This window comes from Rathayibacter sp. AY2B7, assembly GCF_002931635.1.
Classification (GTDB): domain Bacteria; phylum Actinomycetota; class Actinomycetes; order Actinomycetales; family Microbacteriaceae; genus Rathayibacter.
Genome location: NZ_PSUC01000001.1, coordinates 87,113 through 103,524, shown reverse-complemented (window position 1 = coordinate 103,524; position 16,412 = coordinate 87,113). Strand labels below are relative to the sequence as shown.

Sequence of the window (16,412 nt, the reverse complement as noted above, 5' to 3'; positions counted from 1 at the left end):
CTCGAGCGCCGAGCTGCTGGCCTGGAAGCTCTCCGAGACCTGGAAGATCGGGCTCGTCGACTGGCCGCAGGAGCGCGATGCGCTGCGCGCGCTGCTGCGCACCGAGGCGGCGACGACCCCTCAGGAGCTGCAGAAGGCCGCCCCGCACCTCTCGCGCGTGCTCGCTCCGGCCTGGCTCGCCTCGCCGTACGAGGTGCACCGCATCGGCACCGAGACGACCTTCGACGCGGTGTTCCTCGTCGACGCCGGGGCGACCACGCTGGCCGAGAACGTCGGAGCGATCCGCCGGGCCAAGCAGGTCGTCGCGTTCGGCGACCCGGTCACGCAGACCCCCACTCCCTTCGGCCTGCGCGTCGACGAGACGCCGGAGTTCGGCTCCACCGCCTCGCGGACCGACGTGGAGGCGCTGCACGCCCAGTCGGCGCTCGCCCGACTCGGCGAGCTGCTCAACACCGTCACGCTCACCCGCAGCTACCGCGCGGGCGGCGAGGACCTGGCCGAGCTGGTCAACCGCCGCTTCTACGGCGGCCGCATCGACTCCCTGCCCTGGGCCGGCTCGTTCCTCGGACACGACTCGCTCCGCTTCCACTACATCGCGAGCGGGCACGGCATGCCCGAGAACGACTCCGGAGCCGTCGAGTCCGTCGACGCCGAGGTCGCGAAGGTGGTCGAGCTGGTGCTCGAGCACGCGGTGATCCGTCCGCGCGAGTCGCTGATGGTCATCACTGCGAGCCCTCGCCACGCCGTGCGGGTGCAGCAGGCGGTGCTGACGGCCTTCGCCAAGCGCACCGACCTGAGCGACTTCATCCTCGGCGACCGGCCCGAGCCCTTCGCCGTCGTGACGCTGGAGCAGTCGGTCGCGCAGAGCCGCGACCGCGTCATCTTCTCGATCGGCTACGGCCGGACGCCCCACGGCCGCCTGCTGTCGAACTTCGGCGCTCTCGCGGAGCCGGGCGGAGAGCGCCTGCTGGCGGTCGGGATGACCCGTGCCCGCCGCTCGATGGACATCGTCTCGTGCTTCCGCCCGGGCGACATCGACGAGTCGCGCATGCGATACGGCATGGTCGCGCTCGCGCAGGTGCTGCAGGAGGCGGAGGACCGCGTCCAGCCGAGCGACCGCGACGACTACTCGGAGCCGATGCTGGTGGATCTCGCCGCGCGCCTCGAGCGCCGCGGACTCCGGGTCAACATCGGGCACAAGGGCAAGCTGGCCCTCGTCGCCGCGCACGGGACCCGTGCCGTGGTGGTCGAGACCGACCGCGACGTGAGCACGCAGAGCCTGCGCGTGTCGCTGCGCCTGCGTCCGGAGCTGCTGCGGCGGCTGGGCTGGCACTACCTGCGGGTGCACAACTTCGAGCTGTTCGCCGACCCCGAGGCCGTGGCCGCGCGGGTGGCCGGGCTGGTCGGTGCGACCGCGGGGGAGGAGCAGACCCCTGCTCCCGCCGCCGGCGAGGCTCCTGCTCCTGCCACTCCTGCCGCTCCTGCCGCCGCCGCCGCTCCGGCGTCGGGGGAGACGCAGCCCGTCGAGCCGCTGCCGCACGACTGATCGTGGCGCCGGATCCCGACGCCCCCGCGGGTGCCGACCGCCCGTTGCGGCGCACCCGCGGCGGCCGGCGGGCGACGCTCCCCGCGAAGCCCGGCACCGATCCGTCCCCGCACGACGCGCCGATCGCCGACCCCTCCGCACCGCCCGCGCGCCCCGACACCGGCCCGAACGACGCGCGCCTGCGCCAGGACGTCCCCCCGCACTACTGATTCCACCCGCGCCGGCTGACGGTCCGCGAGTCGACGCAGGTTCCGTCGACGATCCCGGACCTCACCCCGGCCCGCCCCTGCTCGACGAGCGACCACGTCGCGCCGACGTCTGGCGGGCGCCCACGTCGGACCCGTCGACGGTGGCCGACCGCATCCCGTCCGGTGCCGCTGACGACCGCGTCCGCCCGGTGCCCGCTGGCCGACCGCTTCCCGCCCGGTGCCCGGCGGTATCCGAGGAGCGCGTGGAGACAGGGCCGATCAGTCCCCGTCGGAGACGCCGAAGGTCCCGTTCGGCGACCTCCCGAAGGTGCAGGTGCCGTCCGAAACGCGTGCCGGTGTTTCGGACGCATCGTTCGCACAACGCTCTGCGAAGCGTTCCCCCATCGTGAAGCCGACCGCGGTCTTCTTCCGCCTCCGGCGGAAGAAGACAGAGCGACTCAGTCGACGTGCTTGCCGGAGTTCGCGGTGGTGGCGGTGCCGTTGTTGGCGAGCAGGTCGCGGATGTCGGCGAGGAGCTCGAGCTCGGTGGGGGCCTTGTCCTCCGCGGCGGGGGCGTCGGCGGCCTTCTTGGCGAAGGCGGCGTTCTTGAGGTGGTTGATCGGCAGGACGAACGCGAAGTAGAGGACGAAGGCGACGATCACGAACTGGATCAGGGCCGAGACGACCGAGCCGTAGGCGATGACGGTCGGGTCCTCGCCGTTCTCTCCCGGCCGGATGACCCAGTTCAGGGTCTCGAGGGAGGAGGCGTCGAAGATCACGCCGATGAGCGGGTTGAAGATCCCCGTCACGATCGCGTTGACGATGGTCGTGAAGGCGGCGCCGATGACCACGGCGACAGCCAGGTCGATGACGTTGCCGCGGAGGATGAACTCCTTGAAGCCGTTGATCATGATCGTTCCGTTTCTGCCGTGAGCGGTGAGTGGCGGTTCAGCTCCCTGAGGAGGAGCCCGAGGAGGAGGACCCGGAGGAGCCCGAGGACGACGAGGAGGAGGACGATCCGGAGCCCGAGGACCCCGAACCGGACGAGGAGCCGCCCGAGCCGCCCGAGCCCGACGACCCGGAGGATCCCGAGGAGGAGCCGCCCGATCCCGAGGAGCCCGACGACGAGTCGGATGAGCCGGAGCCGGACGAGCCCGAGCCGGACGAGCCGGATCCCGAGGAGGAGGAGGAGGAGCCGCCCTCGCTCGACTTCCCGCCGGAGCGGGAGTCGGTGCGGTAGAAGCCCGAGCCGTTGAAGGTCACGCCGACCGCGCTGAACACCTTGCGCAGCGCCCCCTGGCAGCTCGGGCACTCGGTGAGCGTGTCGTCGGTGAACTTCTGCTGGATGTCGAAGGCGTTGCCGCACTGCGTGCAGCGGTAGGAGTAGGTGGGCACAGAGGGCTCCTCGGAGGCGGGTGGGGGAGAAGGAGGACGGGGTCAGTGGCGCAGGTCGACGATGCCGGAGGGAGTGACGACTCCGTCGACGGCCTGGTCGTGGACCTCGCTGGGCACCCGGTCGACGAGCTCGCTGTCGAAGACGACGGCGTAGACCGGAGGGCACTTCTCCATCGAGCCGAGGGTCTTGTCGAAGTAGCCGCGCCCCCAGCCCATCCGCATCCCCTGCCGGTCGACGGTGGCGGCCGGGACGACGATGAGGTCGACGTCGTTGATCGCGATGGGGCCGAGCAGCTGCCCGACGGGCTCGGGCATGCCGAACAGGCCCTGGGTCTCGGTGTGGCCGTCGCCGACCGCCCAGTCGAGCAGGCCGTCCTGGCGTGAGACGGGGAAGAGGACGCGGATGCCGTGGCTCTCGGCCCAGCCCAGGAACGGCCGGGTGCTCGGCTCGTCCGGAGCGGAGAGGTAGCACGCGAGGGAGCGGGCCCCCACGCGGGTGGCGAGCTCGATCAGGTGGGTGGTGATCTGCTCCGCGGCCTGCTCGCGAGCGGTCGAGGTCTGCGTGCGGCGGCGCTCGCGCAGCTCGGCGCGCAGCGCCCGCTTCTCGTGCGTGATGTCGGCTGGCATGCGCTCAGTCTAGAACCGGGCCCCGCGCCGGCCTCCGCGCGGACGACCCTGAGGGACGCTCGTCCCGGACCGCCCCGGAACGGGGTCCGGCGCCTTCCGTCGCCGGTCCTGGCGCGAAACTCCCGCGACTTCCCCCGCCGCTAGGATGGCGCCCCATGGGCACTCGAATCCGCAAAGCAGTCATCCCCGCCGCAGGTCTCGGCACCCGCTTCCTGCCGGCGACGAAGGCCATCCCCAAGGAGATGCTGCCGGTCGTCGACAAGCCGGCGATCCAGTACGTGGTCGAGGAGGCGGCGGACGCCGGCCTCCAGGACGTGCTCGTGATCATCGGGCGCAACAAGAACGCGCTCGCCAACCACTTCGACTCGGTGCCCGAGCTCGAGCAGAACCTGTCCCAGAAGAAGGACGACAAGAAGCTCGAGCACGTCAAGTACGCCAGCGACCTCGCCGACGTGCACTTCGTCCGTCAGGGCGAGCCGAAGGGCCTCGGCCACGCGGTCTCCCGCGCGCAGCGCCACGTCGGTGACGAGCCCTTCGCCGTGCTCCTCGGCGACGACCTGATCGACGCCCGCGACCCGCTGCTCTCGCGCATGATCGACGTCGCCGAGCAGCGCGACACCACGGTGGTCGCGCTGCTCGAGGTCGACCCCGACCAGATCCACCTCTACGGCTGCGCCGCGGTCGAGGCGACCGACGAGGACGACGTGGTGCGGATCACCGGCCTGGTCGAGAAGCCCTCCAAGGAGGACGCCCCCTCGAACCTCGCGATCATCGGCCGCTACGTGCTGAAGCCCGACGTGTTCGGTGTGCTCGAGCACACCGCTCCGGGCAAGGGCGGCGAGATCCAGCTGACCGACGCGCTGGAGCGCATGGCGCAGGACCCGGCCGAGTTCGGCGGCGTCTACGGCGTCGTGTTCCGCGGCCGCCGCTACGACACCGGCGACAAGCTCGACTACATCAAGGCCATCGTGCAGCTCGCCTCCGACCGCGACGACCTCGGCAAGGACCTCAAGCCCTGGCTGAAGGACTTCGTCGCCGGCCTCTGAGCCCCGGCGAGCGCGCCTCCGGAACGGACGGGACCCCTGCTGCGGCACGGGATCCCGTCCGTTCCTCCGTTCCCCGAGGGCATGGAACGCCGCGGAGTCCAGTCCCCCTCCCGCAGTGCGGCGGAGCAGTAGGGTCGCATCATGCCGCTCCCGATCCCGACGCTCACCGAGGGTCGTGTCACCGTCCGCCCCATCCGCGTGCGCGACGCCCGCCCTCTCGAGCGGGAGCTGATCGCGAACCGGTCCTGGCTGCGCCAGTGGGAGGCGTCCGACCCCCGTGGAGGCGCCGCGTTCGACGTGCGCGCCAGCATCCGCTCGCTGCAGCAGAACGCGCGGGCCGGCGGGGGAGTGCCGTTCCTCATCGACTGGGACGGCGAGCTCGCCGGGCAGCTCAACATCTCGAACATCGGGTACGGCTCGCTCTCCTCCGGGTCGATCGGCTACTGGGTGTCCGAGCGCTACGCCGGGCGGGGGATCACTCCGATCGCCGTGGCCCTCGCGGCCGACCACGCCTTCCTCGACCTGGGCCTGCACCGGATCGAGATCTGCATCCGCCCGGAGAACCGGCCGAGCCTGCGCGTGGTCGAGAAGCTCGGCTTCCGCTACGAGGGCCTGCGGCGGCGCTTCATCCACATCAACGGCGACTGGCGCGACCACTTCTGCTTCGCCCTCGTGGCGGAGGAGGTGCCCCGCGGCGTGCTCCGCCGCTACCTCGACGGGCAGGTCCCGTCGGAGGTCGGCGTGCCGACCGACGCGGACCTCCGCGCCTCGCGCCGCTCGGGTCTCTCCGGACCCTCCGACGGCGCCGGTGTCCCTCCGACGGGGCCCCGGCTGATCCGCGATCCGCACGGACACACCTACCCGTAATGACGGACGGGAGTGCCCGGTGCTCCTAGCGTTGTCCGCATGAGTAGCGACTGGCTGGGCGGGGGCGTCGTCTGGGCGCTCGCCGCCGTTCTGTGGGTCGCCTACCTGATCCCCACGTGGATGCGCAGGCGGTCGTACAACGCGACCGAGCGCAACGCGGTGAGGCTGCAGCAGACGCTGCGGATCCTCGCCGAGACCGCGGAAGTGCCCGAGCACGTGCGTGCGGAGGCGACGGCCCGCGAGGTGGCGCTGCAGCAGCGCCGGCTCCGGGTGACCGAGACACGACGACGAGCCGAAGAGAAGGCACAGGCGATGGAGCTGGCACAGGCGGAGAAGGCGGCGCGCGACGCGCTGCGACGGGCGACCGCGAGCGCACGGCGGAGCACGCGGTCGGGGCCCTCGGTCCTGCGATGGCGCCAGGGCGCCGCGCTGGCCGTGCTGGTCGGCGCGGTCGCCGCGCTGGTCGGGCTCGTGATGCTGCCCTTCGGCGGTACGGGCGCGGTGCCGCTCGTCGGCCTGCTCCTCGCCGTCGCGGGGCTCGGCACGCTGATCCTGCTGGCGCCGGGTCGCCGCCGCGCCGCCGCTCCGGTCGCGACCGCGACGACGGCCGCCGCGACCGAGCGCCGGCGCGCCGAGGTCTTCGAGGCCGAGCTCGCCGAGGAGGCGGCGGACGACGCCTCCGAGGAGCTCGCCGAGGACCGTGCGAGCTGGACGCCGCAGCCGCTCCCCAAGCCGCTCTACCTCTCCCGGGGCACGGTGGCCGCCTCCGCGATGGCGTCGATCGACGCCGTGGAGCGCCTGCGCACCGCCGCGGCGGAGGCGGAGCTCGCCCAGCGCGCCGCCGCGACCGCTCCCGAGGTGGCGCCGCTGCGCGTCCCGCGTGCTGCCGCTCCCGCTCCCGAGGCGCCGCGTCCCTCCTCCCGCTTCGCCGCGATGGGCGTCGTGGACGGCGTCGACGCGATCGACCTCGACCAGGCGTTGCAGCGCCGCCGCGGGGCCTGACGCGAGTGCGAGGCGCCTGCTCGTCCGTGCTAGTGTGGACGAGTTGTTCGGGCCGGTGACGGCTCGGAAGGCACGGGTCCGTGGCGCAGTTGGTAGCGCGCTTCGTTCGCAATGAAGAGGTCAGGGGTTCGAATCCCCTCGGATCCACCACAACGGAAGGCCCGCTCGAGAGAGCGGGCCTTCTGCTTTGTGCCGGCCGCCCGCTCGGGAACCTCGCCTGTTCGGCGGGTCGACCGCCTCGCGGCCTCGACGCGCTCGTCGGCGGAGGAGTGGTCCGTCCGATCGGCACTCGGTACTAGGCGTCTCCGCCGATCCTGGCTCGACCGCCGAGGACGGCGACTCCCGTCGAGACTCCGGCGACTGCGACCATCGCGACGATGCCCAGTGCACGGAGCACGAACGCCTTGTGCTCCGAATCCTTCAGCGCTTCGTCGTCGATCGCTTCTTTGAACAGCCGAAGGACCGAGTAGCGGTCCGCCGCGCTCAGGGTGTCACGATCCAGTTCGCGGTTCAGGACGGCGCGGTACTCGGCGAAGGCCCTGTGAACCTTCTTCTGACTCTTCCAGTTGGCTCGAACGGCTGAACTCGCCTGATCTCGCACTTCACTGAACGAGTCGAGGACGAGATTCTTGAAATCCGGGAACTGCTCGACGACCTTCAGGGCGAGCTCCTCGCTCATGTTCGGCAGCTCGGATGCGAACGCGATGAACTTCTCTTTCGACAGATTCCTCCAGGAGTCGATACCGATCCTCTGCTTGAGATCGTCCTCGTTCGAGTAGTCCATGCTGATCCCTCTTCCCTCCACGGCGACGGCCGATCATCGCCTCAGAGTATCGAGGAGGAGCCGTCGGTCCACGTGCTCTCCGGGCGGGAGAGCGCGCGGGCCGGTCGTGCAGGTCCTGACGATCGGGTGCCCGAAGCTGTGGGCCGCCCGCCTCCGTGCGTCCTGCGTATCCCCCATCCGGGCCGCGCCGGACGGGAGCCGCCCTCCTCCGGTCCGTCGGGGGATCCGCGGCGACGTACGCTCGCCCCTCGTGCTCTCGCAGCACGCGAGGCACTCGAACGATGGACGACCAGGGGACGGGACGACATGGGGACCACAGCACACAGGGCACGGCGGAGAGCGGCAGGGGTCGGCGCGGGGGCGATCGCGCTCCTGGCGGCGCTCCTGGCGGCACCGCCGGCGCAGGCGTCCGGGACGCAGACGCTGCTCGCGCTCGGCGACTCGATCACGCGGGCAGCGACGACCTGCGGGGTGAACCGCGATTGCGTCGAGAACTCCTGGGCGACGGGATCGGCGCCCGCGGTCGACTCGATCGCGAGCCGGATGGCGGCGGCGGATCCGCGGACGGCGGTCCGCGCGGTGAACTACGCGAAGTCGGGCGCGGTCATCAGCGGAGTCGAGTCGCGGATCGACGCCGCGGTCGCGGCCGGGGAGGAGCCGGACGTGGTCACGCTGCTGATCGGCGGCAACGACCTCTGCTCGCTGAGCCTCTCGCCCGACTCCCGCGACGGCTACGCGATGACGCCCGCGGCCTCCTTCGCGGCGTCGGCGACCCGGATCCTGCGCTCGATCGGCGAGGAGTGGCCGGAGGCGACGGTGCTCGTCGGCTCGGTCCCGGACATCGAGTCGGAGTGGGAAGCCGTGAAGCCGACGCCGGGCGCAGCGATCTGGGCCTGGGGCGGGGTCTGCAGGACCCAGCGCGGAGTCGACGCCACGACCGGAGCCCCGCTGACCGGCTCGGCCTCCACCGCCTCGCTCGCGGCGGCGGAGGACCGGGAGGCCGACTTCAACGAGGCACTCGAATCGGCCTGCGCGTCCGCCGCGAACGACTGCGTGTGGGACGGCGGCGCCCTCACGGCGGCTCCGATCTCGCTCGATCAGCTCTCGACGGACGTCGACTACTTCCACCCGAACGTCGCCGGCCAGGCGATGATCGCGGAGGAGCTGTGGACGGCCTGGGGCCTCGGCGACGAACCGGCTCCGGCTCCGACCCCGACTCCCACGTCGGCGCCCACCGCGGCTCCTGCTCCGGCACCCGCAGGCTCGCCCGCGCCGTCGCGCGACACCACGGCTCCGAAGACCGTCATCACCGCGCCGACGAGCGGATCGACGGTGCGCGGCTCGGTCACCCTGGTCGCCACCGCCAAGGACGACGTCGGCACGACGAAGCTGAGCTTCTGGAGCGGAGCCACGCGGCTGGGCGACGCGACGAGGGCGTCGGACGGCACGTGGCGCCTGACCGTCTCGGCCTCCTCCTACCCGGCCGGGCGGTACGCGATCGTCGCGCACGCCTCCGACGCCGCAGGGAACCTGGGGCGGAGCTCTTCGATCACCCTCAAGCGCTGAGCGGCTGAGGGGGCCGTCCGTCACCGGCCCCCTCAGCCCCGCGCGACGAGCAGCACGTCGGGACGATCCCAGTTCTCGACGGTCTGCAGCACCCAGAAGACCCCGAAGAGGGCGAGCGCGACGGCCTCGCCGAGCAGGAGCCACTGCTCGCCGAGAAGGTCCGCTCCCCGCCCCGTGAGAAGCAGGAGCACCAGCGCCGCATCGACCGCGGCGATCAGCACCGCGAGAACGGCGTAGCAGCGGGAGTAGAAGCGCGGCGTCCCCGGCCCGCTCGCTCCCTCCTCGCGCACCGCGACGGCGTGCAGACCCGCGGTGACGGCGATGAGGAGGAAGAAGACGCCGGCGGCGGCGTAGTGGCCGAGCCGCAGGAACGACGGGAGCGTGCTCCAGGCCGCCAGAGCGATCAGGAGGGCGGCGGCGATCGCGGTGCGGACGAGCGCCCAGCGGTCGAGGACCCGGTCGAGGGCGAGCAGGATCACGGAGGCGACGAGGACGGCCGCGGCCGTGACCAGGTAGGCGGGCAGGGAGGCGGCGACCTCACCCGCGGCCGTCGCGGGAAGGCACGACGCCCCTCCCGCCGGGCACACCGCCTGGAGGCGCTGCAGCTCCTCCGAGGCGAGGGGCACCGGCACGATCGCGATGACCGGCGCCGTCATGCCCGCCAGTAGCAGGAGGAAGCGCCGCACGCTCCTGCCGGCGAGGACGACCAGCGCGACGCCGACCGCGAAGAGCGCCCCGGTGAAGAGGGAGCGGACCGGGGTGTAGTACGAGGCGCTGATCGAGCGCAGCGGGCCTCCGACGACGAGCTGGTGGACGAGGCCGGCCGTGAGGAGCACCACGGCCGCCACCAGGGAGAGGCGGACGTAGCGGTAGGTGCGGAGGGAGGAGACGGCGCCGCCCCCGCCCAGCGCGTCGCTGCGGGCCACCCGGCTACTCCGCGCGCAGGCCGGAGGAGGCGAGGGCGAAGTCGACGTCGATGCGGATCGCGACGCGGAGGGGGTTCGGGCGCGGGGTGCGGTAGCGCTGGGAGTAGAGCTCGACGGCGTGCTGCACGGCGTCCGGCTCCTCCTCGATCGTCGCCGGACCGCCCAGGCTCAGCCACCGGATGCCGTCGACCTGCCCGACCGTCGCGGTGCCGCCCCGCCGGACGTTGAGCACCTTCTGGCTCTCGCGGGACGTGATGACGCGGACGACGCCGTCCTCGTAGGTGAAGCCCACTGCGACCACGTGCAGGCGGCCCTGGCGGCCGGGGGTGGAGAGGGTGGCCAGGTGGCGCTCGGTGACGAAGGCGAGGCCGTCGGCGCTCAGGATGCTCATCCCGCGAGCGTAGCCGGAGGCGCCGACGCGCTCCTGGGGGCGGACCGCCGGTCAGCCCTCGAGGATCAGCGCCTCGCCCTGGCCGCCTCCGCCGCAGAGCGCGGCGACGCCGAGCCCGCCGCCTCGGCGACGGAGGGCCAGCGCCAGGTGCAGGGCCAGCCGTGCTCCGGAGGCGCCCACCGGGTGGCCGAGCGCGATCGCCCCGCCGTCGAGGTTGACCGCTTCGGGCTCGACGCCCAGGTCGTCCGCCGACTGGAGGACGACGGAGGCGAACGCCTCGTTGATCTCGATCAGGTCCAGGTCGGACACCGCTGCACCGCGGCGGCCGAGCGCCCGGAGGATCGCCGCCGACGGCTGCGAGTGGAGGGAGTTGTCCGGTCCGGCGACCTGCCCGTGCTCGGCGACGGCCGCGAGCCAGGGCAGTCCCCGCTCGCGGGCCCAGCCGCGGGACACGACGACCAGCGCGGCGGCGCCGTCGGTGATCGGGGACGAGCTGCCCGCCGTGATCGTGCCCTCGGGCGAGAACGCGGGGGCCAGCCGGGCGAGCGTCTCCACCGTGCTGTCCTCCCGGATCCCGTCGTCGGCGGACACGACGAGGTCCGGTCCGCGCCGCTGCGGAACCGCGACCGGCACGATCTCCTCGGCGAGCACGCCGGTGGACCGTGCCGCGGCGGCCCGCTGGTGCGAGAGCGCGGCGAAGGCGTCCTGGCGCTCGCGGCGGATGCCCCGTGCGGCGTTGCCGTCGTCGGTCACCCTCCCCATCAGGCGGCGGTCGAACGGATCGAGCAGGCCGTCGTGGAGGAGCGCGTCCTCGAGCGGACGCGGACCGACGCCCAGGCCCGAGCGGGATCCGAGCAGGAGGTGCGGCGCGTTGGTCATCGACTCCTGCCCTCCGGCGACGACCACCTGCGCCTCGCCGAGCCGGATCATCCGCGCCGCGTCGATCACCGCGGTGAGACCCGACAGGCAGAGCTTGTTGATCGTGACCGCCGGGACGTCCCAGCCCAGGCCCGCGAGGACCGCGGCCTGCCGGGCGGGGCCCTGACCGGCTCCGGCCTGGATCACCTGGCCGAGCACGACCGCGTCGACGTCGGCCGCGGAGGCGCCCGAGCGCTCGAGAGCCCCTCGGATCGCAGCGGCGCCGAGCTCGACGCCCGAGAGCGGCGCGAAGGCTCCGGAGAAGCGGGCGAACGGGGTGCGGGCGCCCCCCAGGATCACGGGGGTGGTGTCGTCAGTGGACACGGGGACTCCTTCTCGACGGTGAGAGCGGGGGAAGCGGTGGGGAGACGGATGCCGTAAGCCGGCCCGGCTCAGGGAACGAGCAGGATCTTCCCGCGGACGTGGCCGTCCTCGCTGAGCCGGTGCGCCTCGGCGGCCTGCTCGAGCGGGAGGCGCGGACCTGTCGCGACCGCGAAGCGCCCCTCGCTCGCCAGCCGGGCGGCGAGCGGCACGCCCTCGCGGCGGAGGCGCTGCTCCTCCTCGGTCAGCGGCACGGGACTGCCGCCGCTCCAGGCCCGGATGCCCAGCTCTGCCGCACGAGGGCCGGCGACCACCGTTCCGACGTGCTGCGGGTCCTCGACCAGCGCGAGCGAGGCGGCGAGCGCCTCGTCCGTCCCGGCCGCGTCGAGCACGCGGTCGACGCCCTCGGGCGCTGCGGCGCGCAGCCGCTCGAGCAGTCCGGGCCCGTAGGCGACCGGCACCGCTCCGAGCGCGCGCAGCGCCCCGTGGTTCGCCGGGCTCGCCGTGGCGATCACCCGGGCTCCGCGGTCGACGGCGAACTGGATCGCCGCCCGGCCGACCGCGCCGGCGCCCGCGTGGACCACGAACGTCGATCCCTCCGCGACGCCGAGCGAGACCACCGCCTGGTAGGCGGTGGAGACCGGGATGCCGAGCGCGGCCGCCTCCTCGAAGCCGAGTCCGTCGGGGAGCGGATCGAGGGAGTCGGGGGAGACCGCGACGGCGGTCGCGTAGGTGCCGGTGGCGCCGCTGACGATCACCCGGTCTCCGACGCTCCAACCGGTCACGCCCGGACCGACGGCGGAGACCACGCCGGAGCCGTCCGACCCGAGCCTCCGCGGACCGTCGAACGGCGGGCTCGGGCGCAGGCCGGAGCGCACCTTCCACTCGATCGGGTTCACGCCGGCCGCGCGGACGGCGACCACCACGGTGCCGGGCCCCGCCTCGGGCTCCGGCGCCTCGACGGTCTCGAGCACCTCGGGCCCGCCGATCCGCTCGTACTGCACGATCCTCGCCATGTCGTCCTCCTCCTCGCGGGCCACCGCCCGCTCCGGTCGCCTCAGTCCAGCAGACTCTCGCGCACCTGGCGGCGCAGCACCTTGCCGATCAGCGAGGTCGGCAGCTCGTCCACCGGGACGATCCGCTTGGGCACCTTGTAGGGCGTCAGGTGCAGCCGGCAGAAGTCGCGCAGCGCCTCCGGATCCACGGCCGTCCCGGCCCGCAGGACCACGGCCGCCGCGACGCTCTCGCCGCCGTCCTCGCGGGGGAGCCCGACGACGGCCGCGCGCGTCACGTCCGGGTGCGACTCCAGCACTCCCTCGACCTCGGAGGGGGAGACGTTGAAGCCGCCGGTGATGATGAGCTCCTTGGCCCGGTCGACGATCGTCACGAAGCCGTCGGCCGAGACGGTCGCGATGTCGCCCGTGCGCAGCCAGCCGCCGGGGAGGAGGGCCTCGGCCGTCTCCTCCGGCCGCTTCCAGTACCCCTGGAACACCTGCGGCCCCCGGAGCAGGAGCTCGCCGGACTCGCCCGGGCCGCGGTCGACCGACGGATCGGCGGGGTCGACGAGGCGGATCGTCGTGCTGGGGAACGGCACGCCGACCGTGCCGGGCCGGCGGGTCGGGCCGACCGGGTTGCCGAGGGCGACCGGCGAGCTCTCGGTCATGCCGTAGCCCTCGACCAGGAGTCCCCGGCTCGCGCGCTCCCAGCGGTCGACCGTCGCGACCGGCAGGCTCATCGCTCCCGAGATCGCGAAGCGGATGCCGCGCAGGTCGAGCTCGTGGCGCTCGGAGGCGCGGGCCAGCGCGTCGTACACGGGCGGCACCGCGGGGAGGAAGGTGGGCGGCGACGACTTCGCGGCCGCCTTCACGAGGCCGACGTCGAAGGTCGGGAACAGCACGACCTTCGCGCCGATGCTGATCGCGAAGGTCAGGCACAGCGTCAGCCCGTAGGCGTGGAACAGAGGGAGCACCGCGTAGAACGTCTCGTCGCCCTCGCGCAGGCCCGGCACCCAGGCGCGGCCCTGCAGGGCGTTCGCACGGAGGTTCGCGTGCGAGAGGATCGCGCCCTTGGGCGTCCCGGTGGTGCCGCTCGTGTACTGCAGCAGGGCCGTGTCGCCGAGGACCGGGCGGGGGTGCGAGCGCGCGATGCGGCGGTTCTTCAGCAGCGACGCGAAGGGCACCAGGGAGCGGCTGCGGGGGGTCGCGGTCAGCTTCTCGCGCGACCGGCGCACCGACGGCAGGGGGAGCCGCAGCGCCAGGCGCTTGCCGAGCGGGAAGGAGCGGGTGAGGTCGACGGAGACGACGCGCTCGATGCCCAGGTCGGCGGGCATGGTCGCGACGACGTCGGCGATCTTGTCCCAGACGACCGCGAACCGGGCGCCGTGGTCCTCGAACTGCCGCCGCAGCTCGCGCGGCGTGTAGAGCGGGTTGTGCTCGACCACGATCGCTCCGAGGCGGAGAGCGGCGTAGAACGCCACCACGTGCTCCGGGCAGTTCGGGAGCACCAGCGCGACGCGGTCGCCGGCGCGCACGCCGAGGCGCCGCAGGCCCTCCGCCGCCCGCGAGACCTGCTCGCCGAGCTCGGCGTAGGTGGTCTCGGCGCCGAAGAACTCGAGCGCGGTGCCGCGGCGGTACCGCGCGACCGAGTCCTCGAGCAGGTCGACGAGCGTCTGGGTGGGAGGGTCGATCTCGGCGGGCACGCCCTCCGCGTAGGAGGTCAGCCACGGCTTCGTCGCCAGGTTCGAGGATCCGGAGGTCACGGGCCGAGTATCGGGCACCCGCCTCCGCACTTCCTCCGAGGCGCGCGGAGGGGGTGCCGCACCGGGCGCGGGAGCGGCAGGCTGGCGGCATGAGCGCAGCCATCGACCTCCTCCGCGACGCCTTCGGCCGGGTGCACGAGAACGTGCACGCCGTCCTCGACGACAGCACCCCCGATCAGCTCGCGTTCCGCGCGGACAACCGCTCGAACTCGCCCGCCTGGCTCGTCTGGCATCTCGTCCGAGTGCAGGACGACCACCTCGCCCCGCTCGCCGGCCACGAGCAGGTGTGGACGGCCGACGGCTTCCACGGCCGGTCCGGCCTGCCCTTCGGGCCCGACGAGACCGGCTACGGGCAGGAGCCGGCCGAGGTGGCGGCGCTCGCCGCGGTGCCGGCCGCGGTGCTCGCGGAGTACGCCGACGCCGTGCACCGGCAGACGCTCGCCCTCCTCGACACGCTCGGCGACGAGGACCTCGAGCGCGTCGTCGACGAGCAATGGGAACCGCCGGTGACCCTCGGGGTGCGGCTGGTCTCGGTGATCGACGACGACACGCAGCACGTCGGCCAGGCCGCGTACGCGAAGGGTCTCGCCGAGCGCTCGGCGCGCTGAGCCCGGCCTCTACGCTGGCGTGATGCGCGCGCTCCGGACCCTGCCCGCGAGCGCGGTCCTCGCCCTCGCCACCGCGCTGACCCTCGTCGGCTCCTCGATCCCCTCCTACTGGAACGACGAGGCCGCGACCCTCCGCCTGGCACGGCTCCCGGTGGGGGAGCTCCTCGCCTTCGTGCAGGAGAAGGACGCGGTGCACCTGGTCTACGGCCTGCTGATGCACGGCTGGATCGCGATCGCCGGGGAGTCGGAGCTCGCGGTGCGCGCGCCGTCCGCTCTCGCCACGGGAGCGGCGGCGGCGGGCGTCGTCGTCCTGCTGCGATCGTTCGACCGGCCCCGGACGGCACTCCTCGCCGCCGCGGTGCTCGTGCTGCTCCCTCGGTCCTCGTTCTCGGGGACCGAGGCGCGATCCTCCGCTCTGGCCACCGCGCTCGTGGTGGGAGCGGCGGTCCTCGTCGTGCGGGCGGCCCGCTCCGGAGGCGCCCTGCGCTGGATCGCGTTCGTGGTCGTCGCGGGACTGTCGAACGCCGTGTTCCTCTACTCCGTGCTGGTGCTGCCGGCTCTCGTCGCTCTCGCCGCGGCCGCGGCGCCCCGGGGTGCCGGGAGGGCTCTCGCGGCGAGCGCCCTCTCGGCACTGGGCGCCGTGCCGGTGCTGCTCCTCGCCGCCGGGCAGAGCGGCCAGGTCGGCTGGCTCCGCTCGCAGCCGGTGACCGCGTTCACCGTCCTGGTCGAGCCGTTCTTCGGATCCGCGTGGTGGCTGGCCGGGATCGCCGTCGCGCTCCTCGCGGTCGCCGCGGTGCGGGGCGGCCTGCGCGGCCCGCTCCTGCCGGCCCTCCTCCTCTGGATCGTGCTGCCGACCGCGGTGCTGGTGCTCGGGACCCTCCTCGTCGAGCCGATGTTCACCCCGCGCTACCTCGCGTCGAGCACGCCCGCTCTCGCGGTCCTCCTCGGCCTCGCGCTCGACTCGTTCAGGGCCCGGACGGGCGTCGCCCTCCTCGCCCTGACCGCGGTGGCCGCCTTGCCGGTCCTGGTGCAGATGCGCACGGTCACCGGGAAGCCGGCCGGGCAGGATCTCCGCGGTCTGGCGGCCGCCGTCGAGGAGCGGGCCCGTCCGGGCGACGCCGTCCTCCTCGGCGCCTCCGGGACGGTCTCGCTCCGGCCCCGCCTGGCGCTCGCCGCCTACCCGGGGGCGTTCGCGAGCGTGGACGACGTCGCCCTCGGCGCTCCGTACGGGACGACGGGCACGTACTCGGACGTCTTGCTGGAGGGCGAGGCGCTGCGTGCCGCGCTCGCCGGGGCGGACCGGGTCTGGCAGGCGCTGCCGGAGGGCGAGGCGGACGCGGTGCTCGCGGAGGCGGGGTTCGTCGCGCGCGAGCGGATCCGGGTGCCGACGACGGTGCTGACGCTGTGGGAGCGTCCGGAGGGCCGCTGATCCGGAGCGCTCGGGGCGTCGCAGCCCCGGAGTGGAGAGA

Annotated in this window: 17 protein-coding genes and 1 tRNA gene; 9 read left to right on the top strand and 9 right to left on the bottom strand. The window is 73.5% G+C overall.

The window, feature by feature from the left end:
- Both C5C27_RS00485 and C5C27_RS00480 read left to right on the top strand, forming a co-directional pair.
- The coding region (locus tag C5C27_RS00485) for a DEAD/DEAH box helicase (protein WP_374955268.1) at window positions 1-1,546 on the top strand (1,546 nt) is incomplete at its 5' end.
- 2 nt (window positions 1,547-1,548) lie between these two features.
- The gene (locus C5C27_RS00480) at window positions 1,549-1,755 is read left to right on the top strand and encodes a hypothetical protein (RefSeq protein WP_104223221.1); all 207 of its coding nucleotides are present in this window, start codon (window positions 1,549-1,551) and stop codon (window positions 1,753-1,755) included.
- Window positions 1,756-2,192: 437 nt separating this feature from the next.
- Here C5C27_RS00480 and mscL read toward each other — a convergent pair whose 3' ends face one another.
- Genes mscL through C5C27_RS00465 form a run of 3 tightly spaced genes read right to left on the bottom strand, consistent with a single transcriptional unit; the run spans window position 2,193 to window position 3,756 of the window.
- Window positions 2,193-2,645, bottom strand: a complete 453-nt coding sequence (gene mscL, locus C5C27_RS00475) for a large conductance mechanosensitive channel protein MscL (protein WP_181067745.1) — start codon at window positions 2,643-2,645, stop codon at window positions 2,193-2,195.
- Between the two features lie 37 nt (window positions 2,646-2,682).
- The gene (locus tag C5C27_RS00470) at window positions 2,683-3,129 is read right to left on the bottom strand and encodes an FmdB family zinc ribbon protein (protein ID WP_104313150.1); all 447 of its coding nucleotides are present in this window, start codon (window positions 3,127-3,129) and stop codon (window positions 2,683-2,685) included.
- Between the two features lie 42 nt (window positions 3,130-3,171).
- Entirely contained in the window at window positions 3,172-3,756 is a 585-nt protein-coding gene (locus C5C27_RS00465; RefSeq protein ID WP_104238329.1) for a 5-formyltetrahydrofolate cyclo-ligase, read from the bottom strand.
- 155 nt (window positions 3,757-3,911) lie between these two features.
- Between C5C27_RS00465 and galU the strand changes: the two genes are divergently transcribed.
- The 4 genes from galU to C5C27_RS00445 all read left to right on the top strand — a co-directional run bounded on the left by galU (window position 3,912) and on the right by C5C27_RS00445 (window position 6,821).
- Window positions 3,912-4,802, top strand: a complete 891-nt coding sequence (gene galU / locus C5C27_RS00460) for a UTP--glucose-1-phosphate uridylyltransferase GalU (protein WP_104223218.1) — start codon at window positions 3,912-3,914, stop codon at window positions 4,800-4,802.
- A gap of 141 nt (window positions 4,803-4,943) precedes the next feature.
- The gene (locus C5C27_RS00455) at window positions 4,944-5,669 is read left to right on the top strand and encodes a GNAT family N-acetyltransferase (RefSeq protein ID WP_104223217.1); all 726 of its coding nucleotides are present in this window, start codon (window positions 4,944-4,946) and stop codon (window positions 5,667-5,669) included.
- 39 nt (window positions 5,670-5,708) lie between these two features.
- On the top strand, window positions 5,709-6,671 hold the full coding sequence (locus C5C27_RS00450) for a hypothetical protein (protein WP_104238328.1): 963 nt from the start codon (window positions 5,709-5,711) through the stop codon (window positions 6,669-6,671).
- A gap of 74 nt (window positions 6,672-6,745) precedes the next feature.
- Window positions 6,746-6,821 (top strand) — tRNA-Ala (locus C5C27_RS00445).
- Between the two features lie 145 nt (window positions 6,822-6,966).
- On the opposite strand, the gene C5C27_RS00440 is transcribed toward C5C27_RS00445, so the two are convergent.
- Window positions 6,967-7,455 (bottom strand): hypothetical protein, encoded by a 489-nt coding sequence (locus tag C5C27_RS00440; RefSeq protein WP_104226443.1) that lies wholly within the window; start codon window positions 7,453-7,455, stop codon window positions 6,967-6,969.
- A 306-nt stretch (window positions 7,456-7,761) separates the two neighbouring features.
- Here C5C27_RS00440 and C5C27_RS00435 point away from each other — a divergent pair, with 306 nt between their 5' ends.
- Entirely contained in the window at window positions 7,762-9,021 is a 1,260-nt protein-coding gene (locus C5C27_RS00435; RefSeq protein ID WP_104313148.1) for a GDSL-type esterase/lipase family protein, read from the top strand.
- A 32-nt stretch (window positions 9,022-9,053) separates the two neighbouring features.
- On the opposite strand, the gene C5C27_RS00430 is transcribed toward C5C27_RS00435, so the two are convergent.
- The 5 genes from C5C27_RS00430 to C5C27_RS00410 form a co-directional block, all read right to left on the bottom strand.
- Window positions 9,054-9,947 (bottom strand): hypothetical protein, encoded by an 894-nt coding sequence (locus C5C27_RS00430; protein ID WP_104313146.1) that lies wholly within the window; start codon window positions 9,945-9,947, stop codon window positions 9,054-9,056.
- Between the two features lie 4 nt (window positions 9,948-9,951).
- Window positions 9,952-10,338 carry a pyridoxamine 5'-phosphate oxidase family protein gene (locus C5C27_RS00425; protein ID WP_104223212.1) on the bottom strand — a complete coding sequence of 129 codons (387 nt, stop codon included), beginning with the start codon at window positions 10,336-10,338 and terminating at the stop codon, window positions 9,952-9,954.
- Window positions 10,339-10,389: 51 nt separating this feature from the next.
- Window positions 10,390-11,580 (bottom strand): acetyl-CoA C-acyltransferase, encoded by a 1,191-nt coding sequence (locus tag C5C27_RS00420; protein WP_104313144.1) that lies wholly within the window; start codon window positions 11,578-11,580, stop codon window positions 10,390-10,392.
- A gap of 68 nt (window positions 11,581-11,648) precedes the next feature.
- Window positions 11,649-12,593, bottom strand: coding sequence for an NADP-dependent oxidoreductase (locus C5C27_RS00415; protein WP_104313165.1), 945 nt, complete (start codon window positions 12,591-12,593; stop codon window positions 11,649-11,651).
- Window positions 12,594-12,634: 41 nt separating this feature from the next.
- Window positions 12,635-14,335, bottom strand: a complete 1,701-nt coding sequence (locus C5C27_RS00410; RefSeq protein WP_104313143.1) for a long-chain-fatty-acid--CoA ligase — start codon at window positions 14,333-14,335, stop codon at window positions 12,635-12,637.
- A gap of 89 nt (window positions 14,336-14,424) precedes the next feature.
- Between C5C27_RS00410 and C5C27_RS00405 the strand changes: the two genes are divergently transcribed.
- Together C5C27_RS00405 and C5C27_RS00400 are read left to right on the top strand one after the other, a co-directional pair.
- Window positions 14,425-14,943: a DinB family protein gene (locus C5C27_RS00405; RefSeq protein WP_104313141.1), complete on the top strand. Its 519-nt coding sequence runs from the start codon at window positions 14,425-14,427 to the stop codon at window positions 14,941-14,943.
- A gap of 22 nt (window positions 14,944-14,965) precedes the next feature.
- Window positions 14,966-16,372, top strand: a complete 1,407-nt coding sequence (locus C5C27_RS00400; RefSeq protein ID WP_146079579.1) for a glycosyltransferase family 39 protein — start codon at window positions 14,966-14,968, stop codon at window positions 16,370-16,372.
- Window positions 16,373-16,412 lie beyond the last annotated feature (40 nt).